The 17,908-nt window shown below is 22.7% G+C and carries 13 protein-coding genes and 1 pseudogene; 11 read left to right on the top strand and 3 right to left on the bottom strand.

All coding sequences use genetic code 11. From position 1 onward, the window contains the following. From IGS63_RS01590 to IGS63_RS11710, 6 genes and pseudogenes are all read left to right on the top strand, one after another. The gene (locus IGS63_RS01590; RefSeq protein WP_190615301.1) at nucleotides 1-1,119 is read left to right on the top strand and encodes a glycosyltransferase; all 1,119 of its coding nucleotides are present in this window, start codon (nucleotides 1-3) and stop codon (nucleotides 1,117-1,119) included. 4 nt (nucleotides 1,120-1,123) lie between these two features. Continuing rightward, the gene (locus IGS63_RS01585) at nucleotides 1,124-2,821 is read left to right on the top strand and encodes an asparagine synthetase B family protein (protein ID WP_190615300.1); all 1,698 of its coding nucleotides are present in this window, start codon (nucleotides 1,124-1,126) and stop codon (nucleotides 2,819-2,821) included. A 1-nt stretch (nucleotide 2,822) separates the two neighbouring features. Then, nucleotides 2,823-3,932 carry a CapA family protein gene (locus tag IGS63_RS01580; RefSeq protein WP_190615299.1) on the top strand — a complete coding sequence of 370 codons (1,110 nt, stop codon included), beginning with the start codon at nucleotides 2,823-2,825 and terminating at the stop codon, nucleotides 3,930-3,932. 10 nt (nucleotides 3,933-3,942) lie between these two features. Beyond that, entirely contained in the window at nucleotides 3,943-5,370 is a 1,428-nt protein-coding gene (locus tag IGS63_RS01575; RefSeq protein WP_190615298.1) for a lipopolysaccharide biosynthesis protein, read from the top strand. Nucleotides 5,371-6,046: 676 nt separating this feature from the next. Next, nucleotides 6,047-7,105 (top strand): non-hydrolyzing UDP-N-acetylglucosamine 2-epimerase, encoded by a 1,059-nt coding sequence (wecB, locus tag IGS63_RS01570; RefSeq protein WP_190615297.1) that lies wholly within the window; start codon nucleotides 6,047-6,049, stop codon nucleotides 7,103-7,105. A 290-nt stretch (nucleotides 7,106-7,395) separates the two neighbouring features. Beyond that, nucleotides 7,396-7,624: pseudogene (locus IGS63_RS11710) on the top strand (integrase core domain-containing protein); the annotation flags it as partial. 255 nt (nucleotides 7,625-7,879) lie between these two features. Here IGS63_RS11710 and IGS63_RS01560 read toward each other — a convergent pair. Continuing rightward, the gene (locus IGS63_RS01560) at nucleotides 7,880-8,989 is read right to left on the bottom strand and encodes a glycosyltransferase family protein (RefSeq protein WP_190615296.1); all 1,110 of its coding nucleotides are present in this window, start codon (nucleotides 8,987-8,989) and stop codon (nucleotides 7,880-7,882) included. A gap of 182 nt (nucleotides 8,990-9,171) precedes the next feature. On the opposite strand from IGS63_RS01560, the gene rsmA reads away from it, so the two are divergent. Continuing rightward, a complete protein-coding gene (rsmA, locus tag IGS63_RS01555; protein WP_190615295.1) occupies nucleotides 9,172-9,966 on the top strand; it encodes a 16S rRNA (adenine(1518)-N(6)/adenine(1519)-N(6))-dimethyltransferase RsmA in 795 nt (264 codons plus the stop codon). Nucleotides 9,967-9,992: 26 nt separating this feature from the next. Here rsmA and IGS63_RS01550 read toward each other — a convergent pair whose 3' ends face one another. Further along, complete coding sequence (locus IGS63_RS01550) at nucleotides 9,993-12,179, bottom strand: methyl-accepting chemotaxis protein (protein WP_190615294.1); 2,187 nt, start codon at nucleotides 12,177-12,179, stop codon at nucleotides 9,993-9,995. 92 nt (nucleotides 12,180-12,271) lie between these two features. Continuing rightward, on the bottom strand, nucleotides 12,272-14,473 hold the full coding sequence (locus IGS63_RS01545) for an HD domain-containing phosphohydrolase (RefSeq protein ID WP_190615293.1): 2,202 nt from the start codon (nucleotides 14,471-14,473) through the stop codon (nucleotides 12,272-12,274). 192 nt (nucleotides 14,474-14,665) lie between these two features. Here IGS63_RS01545 and tgt point away from each other — a divergent pair, with 192 nt between their 5' ends. Genes tgt through IGS63_RS01525 form a run of 4 tightly spaced genes read left to right on the top strand, consistent with a single transcriptional unit; the run spans nucleotide 14,666 to nucleotide 17,904 of the window. After that, nucleotides 14,666-15,790, top strand: coding sequence for a tRNA guanosine(34) transglycosylase Tgt (tgt, locus tag IGS63_RS01540; RefSeq protein ID WP_190615292.1), 1,125 nt, complete (start codon nucleotides 14,666-14,668; stop codon nucleotides 15,788-15,790). Nucleotides 15,791-15,809: 19 nt separating this feature from the next. Then, nucleotides 15,810-16,157, top strand: a complete 348-nt coding sequence (locus IGS63_RS01535) for a hypothetical protein (RefSeq protein WP_190615291.1) — start codon at nucleotides 15,810-15,812, stop codon at nucleotides 16,155-16,157. Nucleotides 16,158-16,207: 50 nt separating this feature from the next. Continuing rightward, nucleotides 16,208-16,579 carry a VanZ family protein gene (locus IGS63_RS01530; protein ID WP_190615290.1) on the top strand — a complete coding sequence of 124 codons (372 nt, stop codon included), beginning with the start codon at nucleotides 16,208-16,210 and terminating at the stop codon, nucleotides 16,577-16,579. After that, nucleotides 16,576-17,904: a hypothetical protein gene (locus IGS63_RS01525; protein ID WP_190615289.1), complete on the top strand. Its 1,329-nt coding sequence runs from the start codon at nucleotides 16,576-16,578 to the stop codon at nucleotides 17,902-17,904. The genes IGS63_RS01530 and IGS63_RS01525 overlap by 4 nt, the downstream gene beginning before the upstream one ends. Nucleotides 17,905-17,908: the final 4 nt, after the last annotated feature.

Below are 17,908 nucleotides of genomic sequence, written 5' to 3'. Positions count from 1 at the left end.
ATGAAAATACTTATGATAACAAGTTTGTACCCGGCATACAAAAATCATTCTATTAAAGAAATAAGTTATGCTTTACATAACTTTATTACAGAATGGAATAAAAATAATGAAGTAATTGTTTTTAGGCCTTATTTTATTCCAGCAAGAAAAAAAGTACATTATGAAAAAAAAGTTATTATAGATAACATAACTATTTATAATGTTCCTGTATATAGAATACCTAAATTAGGAATATTTTTCACTAAAAATATTATAAAAAAATTAGAGAATATTAAATTTAATCCTGATAAAGTCATATGTCATTTATCTCCTGCATTTTCTTGGGGTTATAAGATAGCTGATAGATTTAATGCTGATTTTATAGTAGGAATTCATAATAGTGACTTAAAAGAATACAATAAAAAATATATCGAAATATTCACTAAAGCAAAAAAAATAGCTTGCCGATCTAAATCTATACAGAATAGACTTATAGAAAAATACCCTCAATTTAAAAATAAAACTTTTATAGCAAATTCTGGTATAGATAAAAATGAAATTGAATCGAAAGATTTTTTTTATAATAAAATAGATTTTTGGAAAAATAAAGATAAAATAAATTTTATAACTGTATCTTTATTACAAAAATTAAAAAATATAGATATTAATTTAAAGGCTTTAGCTAATTTAAAATATAAAAATTGGAATTATACTATAATTGGGGATGGTGAAGAAAGGGAATATCTTGAAAATTTAGTTGATGAATTAAATTTAAAAGATAAAGTTAAATTTTTAGGTATGAAGGATAGATTTGTAGGTCTTGAATATATGAAAAAATCAGATGTGTTTATAATGGCATCTGCTCCAGAAACTTTTGGGCTTGCTTTTTTAGAAGCTATGGCTAAAGCTAATATTATCATTGGAGCTAAAGGTTGGGGTATTGATGGTATTATTAAAAATAATTATAATGGTTTTTTAGTAAAACCTAGAAATACACAAGAAATGATTAATGTTTTAAACAGTTTATTTGAAAGTGGTTTTAATGAAATAAATAAAATTTTATTAAATTCATATGATACAATTAATAATTATACTCAGGAATTAATGGCTAAAGCTTATATTGATAATATAAAGGAGTAATATAATGCTTATAAAATTAGAAAAAAATAATTTTGATATTATAGATAAAAATAAATTAATAGAAACAGATAAATATTTTATCTACTTTGAAGGATACTTTTTTTATAATGATGACTTTTATATAAAAAATGAAGCTGCTAATTTTTTAGTTAAAAATATAGAAAATATAGAAAATTTAATCAGAGAGTTAAACGGTGTTTTTTTGTGTTTAACTCTAGATAAAGTTAATAAAAATATAATTATATTTAATGATAAAATAAGTTTTCCACAACTTTTTTATTATAAAATAGAATCAAATATTTATATTTCAGAAGACTTTTGGAAACTTAGAAATTATTTGAATATTAAAGAATTTGATGATATAAGTATTGTTGAATTTTTAAAATATCGTTTTGTAAGTGGAAAGTACACTCTATTAAAAAATATATTTGAAGTTCAACCTGGAAGAATTTACAAAATACAAAATAATATTATAGATGAAGAAATATGGTATGATTATAAAATTAAAGAAAAAATAAATGATAAAGAGTTTGCTGAAAAAGAAATATTTAATTCTATGGAAAAAATATTTAAAAGATATGATAAAATTTTTAAAAATAAAAAAATAGGTTTAAATTTAACGGGTGGATTAGACTCAAGATATATTTTAGGTATGCTTTTAAAAAATAATAATGCAAATAATTTGATAAACTTTACTTTTGGAACAAAGTATTGTGAAGATATGAAAATAGCAAACACTATAAACAAAAAGTATAAATTGAAAAATAGTTATTATTATTTAGATGATAACTTTATAAATGATTATTATAACGAAGAAGAAATTTCAAAAATAATTGAAAAAATCGGATTTAAAACTTATTACTTTCAAGGATTTGGTTTTTCTAAAATTTCTAATCTTCATAATAAAGAAAGTATAGATTATTTACTTACTGGAGATAATGGTTTTATATTGGGATTATTATATAAAGATGAATTAGAAAAATTAAACTCTTTTGAAAAATTAACTAACTATTTAATAAAATCTACTTCTACTATTTTATCTAATGAAGATATAGAAAAATATACTAAAATAGAATTTAATGATGCTTTAAATAAAAAATTATTTGATAGAATATATGAACAATTGGATAAAAATAATGATTTAGCTTCTGAATACGTTAAGTGGTCTATATTGAATAGAGAAAGGAATTATGCCACTAGAAACTATAATTTTTATTCTCTACATTCAATTCCCTTATACCCTAATTATGAAAATGAATTTTTTGAATTAATGTTTAGTTTAAATAAAAAATTATTCAAAAATCAAATGGTTTATATTAATTCCATGTATAAGTATTTATTTATTGATGAATTAAAAGATTTATCTAAAATTTTAGTAGATCAAAGAGGCAATATAAAATTAGATAAAAATAATAATTATATTTTTAATTCTAAATTTTATAATAAAAAAAGATTTATTTGTAATGGCTTTGCCAATAAATATAACTTAAAATCTCAATATAACACTTATCCTTTTAATTTAATAAAAAAGAATAAAAAATTAATTTATGGCAAAACTAAAAATATTATTAATAATGAGAATATTATTAATAAAAATTATTTATTAGAAAATTTGTTTAATCAAAAAAGAAAATTTTATTTATATGATCTATCCGTTTTAATGAGTTTAGAAGCTTTTATGAATTATATAAAGGAGTTATAATATGAAAATTAATTTAGCTGGAGATGTTTCTTTTTCTTTATTAAAAGGTGAAGCAAAAAATTTTATGATAAGAGAAAAAGAAGAAAAATTATTTAAAATTTTTTTATCTAAAATTTTAAATAAACTCAATATAAATTATAAATTATATTACAATTATATGTTTAAAGATATAAAATTAAAAGAATATTCTAATGAACAGATTTTGTATAATACTAATATACAAATAAGAGACATTAATCCTTTTGAACATATGAAACAATTTTTTAAAGAAGCAGATATCTCTTTTTTCAATTTAGAAACCCCCATTTCAAATAAAGGTAGACATGTTGGAGATTTTAATAGTGAGATAAAATATTTGAATTATATAAAAGATTTAGATATTAGTTTAGTTTCAATTGCAAACAATCATATGTTTGACAATGGAGAAATAGGATTTGAAGAAACTTTAAAAAATTTAGAAAATAATAATATCAGATATATTGGTGGTGGATGGAATTTATCCAATGCTAGAACTTTAAAAACAATTGAAAAAAAAGGTATAAAAATAACTTTTTTAGCTTATACCGATCATTGTAATAGGAATTTTTATGGTTTAGCAAGGGAAAATAATTCTGGTATTTTACCTTTATATTCAAAATTAATAAAAAAAGATATAAATAGAGCTAAAAAAATCTCAGATTATGTTTTTGTGTATTTGCATTTTGTATTAGAAAATAAAACTTTAATTCATAAAGAAGAACAAAAAATAGCTAGAAAAATTATAGATTATGGGGCTGATGTATTAATAGGTGGTCATTCTCATGTACCAAAAGGATTTGAAATATATAATAATAAACCTATAATTTATTCTTTAGGTAATTTTATTTTTGGATATAACTCAAAAAATTGGGGAAATAATTTAGTTTCAACTATTGAATTAAATAAAAATAAAATTTCTGAAATAAAAATTTATCCAATATTATCTAAAAAAGAGTATATATTTTCACCCATAATTTTAAATAATAGTGAAGGTATTAAACTTTTAACCAGAATAAAAAAAGATTCTAAAAAATATTGTAAAACTAAACTTTTATTAAATGAAAAAGATTGTTATTTATCTTATAAATTTTAGGAGGAATAAAGTGAAAAAAAATGTAAAAGATATAATGACATATTTTATTGGTTCATTATTTCCTATGTTTATAGGTTTTTTATCTTCTCCTATTTTTACAAGATATTTTACGCCTGATGAATATGGTATTTTAGGATTAATAAATATAACTTATAGTTATATAAATGTTTTTTTTATATCTTGGATATCAAGCTGTTTGTGGAGATATTATAATAAATTTAAAAATAAAAATGAATTATCAAAACTATTAAATATAATAATATCAATATTCTTTATAAATTGTTTTATTCTAATAATTTCTGGATTTTTAATAACTTATTTAATACCTTCTTTAAATGAATATATGATTTTATTACTATTGAAAAATATAGCTTTATTAACTGGTGGTTTTGTTGGATATTATTTAATTATATTAAGATTAGAAGGTAAAGCTTTTAAATATGTTTTCTTTAGTTCAAGTGTTGCATATATAAATTTCGTTATTATGTTATTATTGACTTTTAAGTTTTCTTGGAGAATAGAAGCTTTTTATTTTTCACAAATATTATCAAATTTTCCATTCTTTTTAACCTTTTTATTATACATAGGAAAAAATACAACTGAAATAAAACCATTTAAAATTCTATTGAATGAGAAGAAAATACTAAAAGAAATGTTTTTATTTGGAATTGCAAGTGGTTTAACTATAATAACCCAATATTTGTTATCAAGTGGAGACAGATATATATTAAAAATATTTAGAGATTTATCAGAACTTGGTATATACGATAGAGTTTATAATATAAGCAATAGAAGTGTATTCTTATTAATAGGAGTATTTTTTAATACTTTTAATCCTTTTATATATGACAAGTTAGAAAATGATATAAAAAACATTGATAAACATTATGAAAATCTAATTCCAAAGTATATTTTATTTATTTTTCCAATAGTCTTATTTGTCTCGTTATATTCAAAAGAAGTTGCTTTTATATTGCTGGGAGAAAAATTCAGAATTGGTTATACTATAATTCCATTTGTAGTATTTGGTACATTTTTTATGGGAATAAATACTTTTTTTGAAGTAAAATTAAAGTTTACTAACATAAAGTATGTACTAAGAGGTTATATTTTTGCTACTATTATTAATATAATTTTAAACTTTATTTTCATTCCAAAATTCGGTTATTATGCCGCAGCTTTTACCACAACATTGTCTAATTTTATACTTCTATTTTATTTAGCCTATAAATCTAGAATTTTTAAATTAAAATATATTTTAATTAATAAAATTAATTATACAATACCTCTAATTTTTTTAGGGATAAGCACAGTTAGTTTTTTTATAGTGAGATTGTTCTTTAATCCAAATCTTTTGTTTTCCATAATCGAAGGATGTTTTTATTTCTTTATGTATATTTTTATTACAATAAAATTAAATAAAAAATTACTTAAATGATAATAAATGGATTGGATCTAACCAAAAAAAGTGGGCACCAAAAAGTTAACAAAAAATAGTATAATAAAAATATAAAGAAGGTGACCCAAATGAGTAGAAATGGAAAAAGATATAGTGATGAATTTAAAGAACAAATAGTAAAATTACATAAAATTGGAAAAAAGTGTATGGATTAAGCAACGAATATGACATAAGTGCAATAACAATATACAATGGGATAAAAGAAATAAAACCTGTATCAGAAAGTACATTTAGTAAAAAAAATATGAAAAAATGAAATATTAAAAAAGTTACAGCCATATTTGTACGAAAACAACAAGTGAAATAGTAAAATTCATAGAAAAATATAAAAAATATTACTCAATAAAAATGATATGTAAAATATTAAAATTTTCAAGGAGTATGTATTTGGCGAGTGTAATAGATATGTACAAAAATAAAATAATAGAATATTTATGTTAAAAAATGGATAAAGGACTAAATACAGTAAAAAAGGAATACTGCATGACAATACAAAAACAAAATCACTTCGTTTAATAATCAAAAAAGAAGAAATATATATATCTATAAAAACTTTGAAGAAGAAATGAAGATATCTGTTTATAAGAGTAATAATAAAATGACTGATATTGGTCAATGGAATTATTATAAAAAATTTTTATGAAGAGGTAAAAAAATGAAAATAATAAGCTTAATAGGAGCAAGGCCACAATTTATAAAAGAAGCAATAATAAACAAAGAAATAAAAAAAACAAACATACAAGAAATCATAGTACATTCAGGACAACACTATGATAAAAATATGTCTGATATATTTTTTCAAACACTTGGAATAACTCAACCAGACTACAATATGAATATAGGATCTGGAAAACATGGAGAAATGACAGGGAAAATAATGATAGAGTTTGAAAAAATAGTTGAAAAAGAAAAGCCAGATATGATATTAGTTTATGGAGATACAAATACTACACTTGCAGGAGCAATAGTAGCAAGTAAAATGAAAATCCCTGTAGTTCATGTAGAAGCTGGAATAAGACAAGAACCAAAAGATATGCCAGAAGAAATAAATAGAGTTCTTACAGATAGAATATCAAATATGCTTTTTTGTGCATCAAAACAAAGTGTAGAAAACTTAAAAAAAGAAAATATAAAAAATGGAGTACACTTTGTAGGAGATGTTATGTATGACTTGTACAAAATGATGGAAAAAGACTTTAAATATGATAAATTCAATGAATTGAATTTAAAAAAAGATGAGTATATATTAATGACAATGCACAGAGATTTTAATGTAGATAAAAAAGAAAAATTAGAAAAAATCTTAAAACAAGTAGAAAAAATAAGTGAAGAAAAAAAGATAGTATTCACTATTCATCCAAGAACAAAAGCAAGAATAAAAGAATTTAAACTAAAAAAATATTTAAAAGAAGTTGTAGTAATTGAACCAATTGATTATTTAAATTTAATGGGTCTTGTAAAAAATTCTTGGAAAGTAATAACAGATTCAGGAGGACTGCAAAAAGAAGCATACTTTGCAAAAAAAAGAGCAATTGTAGTAATGCCAGACACTGGATGGAGAGAATTAATAGAAGTAAAATGGAATGTTTTGGCAAATGAAAATAATTTATATGAAAAAACATTTTTAAACTTCAAAGAAGTCTATCCAAAGAATGTATATGGAAATGCCGATGCAGGTAAAAAAATTGTTGATTTATTGCTTAATAATAACTAAAAGTATTCCTTTGAAAAAACTAACGAATCAGAATTATGATGAATTTTCTTTACAAATGTTCCATAGAAGGACCGATGAAGTGTAGGAGAGATAAAGAACATATTTATAAATGTCCCCTTGAGGGGACGAGGGTTTGTCGGAGGGATGTTTGTTTTTGATTTTGATTTTAAAAGATAAAAACCAAAAACCATAATTTTCTCAAAAAGAAATTTTTTCGTTTGCAATTTTACTAAAAATTACAATTCTTCATCAACATTTATTTTTCTTTTTTTGACCAAAATAAATTTTTACGCAAAACACAAAGAATAATATTCCATAGTGATTTAGGAACACAATATAACAATACAAAAATAGAATCATTTCATTTAATAATCAAAAAAGAAGAAATATATATATTTATATATATATAACTATAAAAACTTTGAAAAAGCAAAAATAAAAATATTTGAATACATAGAATCATTTTATAATAGAAAAAGAATACATAGTTCTATCAATTACATTAAACAAATTCTCTAATTTATGATTTTTCTAAAGAAATTTTAAATATAAATTTAAATGAAATAAAAATTAATAAAATTTTAGAAAGATCCTTAAATTTTGATTGGAATATTCTATCTAATAAAATTTATAATATTTATTTAGATATCTTAAAATTTAATAATATTTAAAATATAATTATTTGTAAAGGATGGTTTTGTTTTTTTTATTTACACAAAATTTTACATGCTACCAAATTACATTCTACTTATGCTACCTATACTCAAAGAGTTGTTATTTTTTTATAAAATCTATTAATTTTTGTTTTTGTTTTTGATTCCAAATAAATTCATTTTGATATTTTTCTATATTTTTCAATAGTTCATTGTAGTTTTCTTTTGTACTTAATTTTTTTATTTTTTCTATTGATTCATCTGGATTATTTATGTTTATTATTATTCCGTTTTTGTATTTTTTTGTCATATTTTGCATAGTAATAAATTTATCAGCTAAAATTATTGGAACTCCTGCTCCTATTGAATCAAAATATTTATTTGGCATGCAGTATATATGATTTACTGGTTGTACTATACCAAATGATAAAAATGTAAACATGCATTTTGATGTTTCTTCCAGCATTTTTTCATAAGGCAAAAATCCCATAGGTTTTATAAAAGATAAAGCTTTATCTTTTATTTCGTCAATACCTATTAATGCTATTTCATATCCTAAATTATTCAATCTTTTTAATATTTCTTTTTCTTCATCTAAATCTCTTGGTACTTTTCCTAAAAAAGCTATTCTTTTATCTCTTTCTTCTATTTTTTTGACTTTTAATGATGAAATTGCATAATTTGGAACTATTATATACGGATGTTTTAAATCATAATTATTATTATCCATATAATCTTTTATTCCTTGAGAAACATATATTACCTTATCTACTATATTTAATTGTTTTTTGAAAATTTTTGTCATTATTGATATTTTCATTTTTCTTTTTATTCCTTTCATTGCTGATAAAAAATTTTCTGGATGATATTCATGTAAATCATATACTATTTGATTACATTGTTTTTTTGCTATTTTAAATGATTTGACTGGAAATCTAGCTAAAAAATGATGAAAATATATGGTGTCATACTTTTTTCTTTTCATTATTTCTATTATTTTTAAATCTATGTTTTTTCTATTTTTTAATTTAATAAATGGATGAGCTTGAATATTTTTCTTATAATATACTGGTATATAAACAATATTATTTTCTTCATATTCTATTTCTTTTTCATCATTTGTCCAATATTGATAATATATTTTGTACTCTTGAGATAATGTACTCACAGTTCTATATGTTCTTTTATCATATTTTGGATGCATATATCCAATTATTAATATATCTTTCATTTTTTAAACCTCCAGTAATAAAATTTTGCTACAATATATAATAAAAATAGTTATTTTAATTATACAACTAATTGACTTTATTAATTATTAATTAAAAGTAACATTAATTTTTTTATTTTAGTATTAAAAAATTATAAATAAAATAAAAAAAATTTTAAAGTTTAAAACAACGGAGGAAAAAATTGAAAAAAACATCTGAATGGTTAAAAGAGTATCAAATAATTTTAAAAAAGAAGTATGGTCAAAATTTTTTATCTTCTGATTTATATACAAAAAAAATAGTCAAAAAATCAGAAATAAAAGATGTAGATTATATAATTGAAATAGGTCCAGGTGCTGGAACATTAACAGAAGAATTAGAAAAAACAGGTTTAAAAGTTATTGCATATGAAATAGATACAACTTTAAAATCTTTATTAGAAGAACGTTTTAAAAATAAAAATGTTGAAATAATTTTTGGTGATTTTTTAAAAGCTGATTTAACACCATACAAAGATAAAAAAATAGCTTATATTGCAAATATTCCTTACAATATTTCTTCACCAATTCTTGAAAAGATTTTTATAGAAACCCCAAATTTTGTTCAAGCTTCTTTAATGGTTCAAAAAGAATTTGGAGAAAGAATAATTGCAACTTCTGGAAAAAATTATAGTCCATTGAGTGTTTTTGTTCAATATTTTTGTGATGTAAAAAAACTTTTAGATGTTCCTAAGTCGGCTTTTATTCCAAATCCAAAGATAGATTCAGTTGTTTTGAAATTAACTAAGCACAATAAGTATAATGTAGATTCAAAAGATTTTTTTAAATTTATTCATATTTGTTTTTCGCAAAGAAGAAAAACTATAAGAAATAATTTAAAGTCAATAATAGATGATGTAGAATATTTTTTAGAGAGCTGTGGAATTGATTCAAAATCAAGACCTGAAACTATTTCTGTTGAACAATATTTGAATATGTATAAAGAGTATATAAAATAAAAACACCGCTAAGCGGTGTTTTTATTTTATAGTTTGAATTTTTTTATGTTTTCCATTAATTCTTCAGAAAGATTTGAAAGTTCTTTGGCATTTTCATTAACTTTTTCTGCACCATCAGATTGAAGATCTATTAAATCACCTGAGCTTTTTATTTGATTGTTTATATCCATAATAATATCGCTAACTTTGCTCATTGCAGCGCCCATTTCTTCAGAACTTGCACTTTGTTCTTCAGAATTTGCAGTTAATGTTTCTATCATCATTCCCATTTGATCTACACTATTTTTAATCTTTTCAAACTTTGTTACTACACTTTCTATATCTATTCCAGCTTTGTTCATCATATCAGATGTTTTTGAAGTTACATTATTTACGTTAAGCGACATTTTTTTAGTATCTTCTAATATAACACTTATTTTTTCTGTAGCTTTTTTAGATTCTTCAGCAAGTTTTCTTATTTCGTCTGCAACAACAGCAAATCCTTTACCAGCTTCTCCAGCTCTTGCTGCTTCAATAGCAGCGTTTAATGCCAATAAATTTGTTTGTTCTGTTATGGTATTTATTGCATCAACGACTTCTCCAATATTTTTTGCATTTTCTACAAGTTCATTTACCGTTGTTTTTGCAGAATTTGTTTGTTCAATAGCTTCATTAACCACATTTACAACATTTGTTAATGATGTATAGCCATTTTCAGCATCTTCATTAGTTTCTCCTGCCAATTCAGAAAGCTCTCTTGCAGATTCAGAAACATTTTGTGCTGCCATTGAAACTTCATTTACACCCGCACTTACTTCTTGAACATTTGCTGCAACATTTTCAGAGTTGTTTTCTATTATTTTACTTTGTTCTGCAAGTTTTTTACCCATTTCTGCCGATTCTAATGATACATCAGATAGTACTTGTGAATTTTTTTGAAGTTTTAAAGATGATTCTTTTATTTTCAATAGAGCTTCTCTTAAGTTTTCAGACATATTTTTTATTGAATTTGCCATTTTACCTATTTCATCTTTTGTTTTAACTTTTGGTATTATTGTAAGATCTCCTTCACCAAAATCATCTATATTTTTAACTAATTCTTCGAGTGGTTTTGTCATTTTTCTAGTAAAAAAGTAAGATAAAATAAATGCTATAATTAATTCTATTATTAAAATAATTACTGTCAATCTTATTATATTAGAACTTCCTTTATTTGCTTCTTTTAAGGTAACTTCACCAATTAATGCCCAATTAATTTCAAAGTGTTTAAAGTTTTTATAACTGCTTATTACTTTTTCATTTCTATAATTTTTGGTTATCATCCAACCTTCTTGCTTATTAAAGGCTTTTTCAATAGGTTCAGTTTCTATCTTTGTTTTTAATATTGTTGGTTCTTTTGAAAATCTCGAATTACTTCTCATTAATTTGTCAGTACCAACTATATAAGTTTCTCCTGTTTCCCCAAGTCCTATAGTACTTGTTAAAATATTGTTTATCTTTTCTATATGTTCTTCAATTATTAAGTATCCTTGTAATTCTCCATCGTCATTTTTTAAAGATATACCAGCAAACATTTCAGGATTACCCGTTGGTGAATATGTTTCATAATCAACCATGTGTACATTATTATCATTAGACTTTTTTAATATATTGTATAGTTTTGCCAAGTTAGTATTTTTTAATTCATTGGTAACACTTTTTATTAAGTCTGTATTTTTATTTACTGTATATAGTATTACGCCTTCTTTGTTTAAAAGCAGAATATCTCCATACCCCATTTTATTTATTACTTTTCTCAAGAAAGGTTGATATGTACTATGATTAATATCGTAAAGTAATAATTGATCTCTTTCATCATCTGTTATTTTAGAATCATCTATAGTATCAAGTTTGTTTTTAGGTTTAAATGGATTCTTTGTAATATAGGCTCTTTTAAATTTTTCAACTAACCCATCTTTTCCATAAGTATCAACTATAGTTACATAAGAGTCTTCAAAATCAAAAATTGCTTGCTTAATATTTTCAAGTTCTGAATATAATTTTAATTCTGATTCTAAACTTTCAAAAAAACCATGAAGAGTATCATGTGTTTTGGAAACTACTGCTGTCATTTTATCTGCATAACTGGAAGTTAATGAATTACTACTTATTCTTACTACAAAAAATGTGATAATTAACAATGAAAAAAATATCATTGTTATCATCAAAAGTGAAAATTTTCCCCTTAAATTCATCCCAATACCCCCTTGTATTAACATACAAAATAATTATATCATACAAGTTAAGTAAAAAAAAACAAAGAATTTAAAAATTTAATAGTAACAATTTACTCAAATTGTTCATTATTTAAAATTATATCTAAAAAAACATCAACTAAATTTGCATCAAACTGTGTTCCTCTATTTTTTTGCAATTCTTTTATAGCATATTCAATATTTAAGGCCTCTCTATAAGGTCTATTACTTGTCATTGCATTCCAAGTATCAACAACCGTTATTATTCTTGATTCTATTGGAATATCTTTTTCCAATAATCCATATGGATATCCCTTACCGTCATATCTTTCATGATGATGAAGAACTATTTTTGCTATTTCTTCAAGTTCTTCTGAAGTTTTTAAAATTTCATATCCAGATATTGGATGTTTTTTAATTTCTTCAAACTCTTCATTGGTTAATTTTGAAGTTTTATTTAAAATAGTACTTGGAACAAATATCTTTCCTATATCGTGTAAAAGTCCAGCCCAATATATTTTTTTACATTTTTCCATATTTAAGTTGAGTTTTTTAGCAACTTCAAATGAATATTTTGCAACAAATTCAGAGTGTCCTTTTGTATAAGGATCATATATTTCAAGTATTTTTATTAATGAATATATTATTTGAGAATGTAATTTTCCTTGTATTTTACTGTAATTTTTAACTGTTAAAATGGAAGAAGAAATAGTAGATAATGCTTTCATAATTCTTTTCGAATCATTTCCAAAGTGTTTATTACTTCCTTTTAAAATATCTACAGATAAGTTTCCTATATAAGTTTCTCCAACATAAATTGGAGAAATTAAGGATTCACTTATTTCCTTTGTGGCTTTTTTAAACTTTTCAAATACTTCTTTTGGCATAATATTTATATTTTTATAGTTTACATCTTTTATTATAGTAATATCCTTAACTTTTATCATGTATTCTTTTTTTAATTCAATCTTTTGTAATTCTTTTAAGTTGTGTCCAACAGCTGCAACAAATTCAAACTTATCTGTTAAAAGAGCTATACTTCCTGTATCTGCATTTGGAATTATATCTATTGCAAGTGTTAATAAATCTGAAAAAATTTCTTCTTCATGAACGTTTGAATTTATTTGAGAAATTATAGAAATTAGTTTTTCAAATATAGTATTTAACTCTTCGGTTTTTATATACATACTTTCTAATTCTGTATTTAAATCTGAGAGCTCTTCATTTGAATTTAAGATTTCTTGATTTAACTTTTCAAGTTTTTCATTTTTTTGTTCAACTTCGTTTAATAATTTTTTTATTGAAATAGTCATCATTCCCAATGATCTTTCTATTGTACCAATTTCACCTTCACTATTAATATCAAAAGTAATATCAAAATTATTATTTTTTATCAATTTTATTTTTTTTGATAAATTCTCCAAAGGTTTTGTTATACTTTTACTTGTTATTTCAGCGTAATATATTGAAATTATAAAAAATAAAGTAAACATAATTAAAAGATTTTTATTAAAGTTTAATATTTTTTTGTATATTATACTTTTATTACTAAAGATAATATATTTCCAATTTAAGAATTGAGAATTTTTTTTAAGAACTAAATATTCATTATTATCTATAAGAGCAGATTCTTTTTTTAAATTAAGATCTTTTGAAAGGGTAGAAACATCTTTGAGTATGTTAGAATTATTGTAAGTGTTTATTAAAATTCTATTTTTTTCATCTAATAATATTAAGTAAGTATCTTTAAAAGTATTAATGGTTTTTAATAATAAATAAAAATTTTTTAAACTAACTCCTATTCCCACAACGCCTAAATTATTAACATTTTTTACTATACTAACCATTAATTCTTTACTTGCTAAGGTTAAGTAAGGATCTATTATTTCAACATCACTGCTATTTATAGCTTTTAAGTACCATGGCCTTACTCTTGGATCATAATCTTTACTTAATTTGGGTATTGGATACTCTAAATATTCACCATTTGAGCTTCCAAAAAAAGCAAAAGTTGTATTTTTATGATTATTAACATAATTTTTAAATAAATTCATTGTTGTCGATGATACTTTTGTTTCTTTAATTATGGAAGATAAAGATGAAACATCTGCTTTTTTTCCTTCAATAAAAAAGTTTATTGCATTATCAATTAATTTAATGCTTAATTCTGAGTTTTTAATGAATTCATTATTTGTATCTTTTTTTTCATTTATATAAAATATTGTTTCATAAGCAATGGATATAAATAAAACAATTAAGATTATTGATAATAATATTTTATTTTTTATTTTCAATTTTGTTTCACCTCCACTATAAATATTATACAACATTTTAATAACATTAAAAAATACTTTAATTTTTTAATTAAAAGTACTCCATCTTTTCTAATAAATTCATACGTATTTTTTTGAAAATTTCACAAATATATAACTTGATTATGTTATAATTAATAAATAGTATTGGCAAAATTTATTTGGAGGAATTAAATGAATAAAATAAGATATGAATTATTACACGTAGATAAGTATACTGGAGCTAGACGCGGTCGTATACATACTAAAAGAGGAATTATTGAAACACCAGTTTTTATGCCTGTTGGAACTAATGCAACGGTAAAAGGTTTAACTGGAAGAATGATTGAAGAAGTTGGATCAGAAATAATATTGGCAAATGCATTTCATTTGTTTTTAAGACCCGGTCTTGAAGTTTTAAATCATTTTAATGGAATTCATAACTTTATGAATTGGAAAAAACCTCTTTTAACTGATTCTGGTGGATTTCAAGTTTTTTCATTGAAAGGGAGAAAAATAACAGAAGAAGGTGTAACCTTTAAATCTCCATTAGATGGTTCAACAATAATGATTAGTCCAGAAAAGTCAATGGAAATACAACAAACAATAGGTTCTGATATAGCAATGGCATTTGATGAATGTGTTGATACCAAAATTACTGATTATAATTATTTTAAAGAATCTGTAGATAGAACATTTAGATGGGCTAAACGTTCTTATGAAGCTCATAATAGAGATGATCAAGCATTATTTGGAATAGTGCAAGGGGGACTTTATTCAGATTTGAGACAAAGAAGTTTAGAACAAATAATTTCCATACCTTTTGATGGTTATGCTCTTGGTGGTTTAGCTGTTGGAGAACCTTATCAAGAATCTGAAAAAGTTTTAAAAGAGTTTGCAAATAAGCTTCCACAAGATAAACCAAGATATATAATGGGAATAGGATCTCCAACAATGATGCTTTTGTCTGTGGAAAATGGAATGGATATGTTTGATTGTGTATTGCCTACAAGAATGGGAAGGCATGGAACTGCTTTAACTTGGAAAGGCAAACTAAATTTAAAAAATTCAAAGATGACATTTGATGATAAACCTATTGAAGAAGGTTGTACATGTTATGCTTGTCAAAATCATTCTAGAGGTTATATAAAACATCTATACAAAAGAGATGAATTACTTGCAAAAACATTAATTAGTATTCACAATCTTCATTTTAATATTTCATTTGTAAAAGCTATGAGAAAAGCTATAGAAGAAGATAGGTTTAGAGAATTTAAAGAAGAATTTTTTAAAACATCAACATATCCTTTGAAAAATTAAATTTTAAGGAGGGATTTTTATGAAGTCTTTTGTTAAGTATTTTAATGATTTACATGGAGCTTTTCATAATGATTTAAACTTACAAAAAAACATTTATGAGATCCCAAAACTTTTTAATAAACATGTATCGATACTTTTAAAAAGTATTTATTCGGATTTATCAAAAAACATTTTAACTGATATTTATTTTGATGAAAGTTCAGAAAAACATTTTATTATTTCTGATGAACTTTTAGAAATAATAAAAGAAGATTGGAATAATAGTGATTTAAAAGTCTTAATTGAAAAGATGGCTAAAGAAACTTATGATAGAATAATTCATTTAAAAAAAGATAATGATAAAACAGAAACTTATAGAAAAATTTAAAAAGGCACATCTTTGATGTGCCTTTTAAGTTAAAACTTGAGGTGATTCTATTGAAAAAAGAAAAGTACTTTTGGATTTTTTCCACATTAATATATATTGCTTTAATAATATATTTATCTGTTTCAAAACCTATAGTAAATTACTCTGATTTTAAAGGTGAAGATAAAATAATACATTTTATAGCTTATTTTATAGGTGCTGATTTAACTTTCATGGCTGTTAGTGAACTTAAAAAATTTTATTTAAAAATACTTACTACACTTAGTTATTTATCATTGCCTATAATTACAGAATACTTACAATCTTTTTCAAAGTATCATGTTTTTGATATAAAAGATATGTATGCTGGCTTTTTAGGTATGTGCATTGGATTTTTTTATTTTTTATCTAAAAAGATAGCCTTTAAGGATGTGGTAAAATGAAAAAAGTATTGGTCTTTATATTCATATTAATAATTTGTTTATCATTCTCAAGTGTTTATATAAAAAATGGATATTTAAATTTTGTTATAACAGGAAGAGATACTTCAGAAAATATTCAATTGGTCTTTGAAGATAAAAATTATGATTTTTTTTATATAAATGGAAAATTAAAGTGTTATATTCCACTTCCAAAAGATGGAATATATTCGTTTTATTATTTGAAAAAAAATAATAAAATTTTAGAAAAAACTATATTTCAAAAAAACAATAAAAATATAATTTATATCATCAATGGAAAAATCAGTAACCCAAATAGCTTTGCAAATACATATTATGTTCTTGAAAATACTAATAAAATAACTGCTTATGTTGAAAAAAATGATTTAGATTATTTTTATGATACATCAATTTTTGGAAATATAAACTTAATATCTCCATATTTTACTTTTAAATCTAATTATGATTTTGGATATTCAAAAACTCCATATGCTTATATGAGTTTTATGGGTTTTCTTGGAAATGAAACTTTAAATCTTGGTTATAAAAATACATTAATGACTGGGAGAGGGTATTATTTAAAGTATTATACGAATTTTTTTGAAAAAAAGTATTTTTTTTCAATAAGAGATTATTCTGGTGCTGATAAAGTTTCAAAAGAAAATTATGAGATTATTCCAGTTTATTTTTTTAATTATGATGGTTTGTTTGATATAGAATATCGTGCTTATGACAATCCATTAAACGTTGGTTCCTTATATACTGTTGTGGGTAATGATTTTAAAGTTGGAATGCTTTGGTCATCTTCTAAACAGGCAGATTTAAATTATCTTTGTCCTGAAAAAGAAAAAAAATCTCCACTATTAATCTTTTATGCAGGAAATAATGATTTGTCTTTAAATTTTGGATATTATAATTATTCAGAGCCATATTATCTTGCAACAAAGTCTATAGTTAAAGAAGGAATGAATACTTATTACTATTATTTTAATGTGGATTTTTTAAAAAAAGGATTAACTTTATACTTTACAATAAATTGGATTCCAGAAATATATGCTTATATAAATTATGCAGATGAGCTATGGGGTTTTTCTAATATTGCTTATAATTTTTATTTAGATAATTTAAGAATTTATCCGCTTTTACAAGTGTACTATTATAAGGATATAAAACTTCAGTTTAAATTGTATGGTGAATTAAAAACAAACTTTGGAATTTTTAAAGGCGGTATAGGAACAACAACCTATAATTCTGTATGGGATGGATGGACAATAAAAGAAGAAAAACAAGATTTGAAATTTAATCTAAATTATGAATATTCATTTTAATGGA

This window comes from Tepiditoga spiralis (assembly GCF_014701195.1).
Lineage (GTDB): Bacteria > Thermotogota > Thermotogae > Petrotogales > Petrotogaceae > Tepiditoga > Tepiditoga spiralis.
This window is presented reverse-complemented; position numbering and strand designations above follow the sequence as displayed.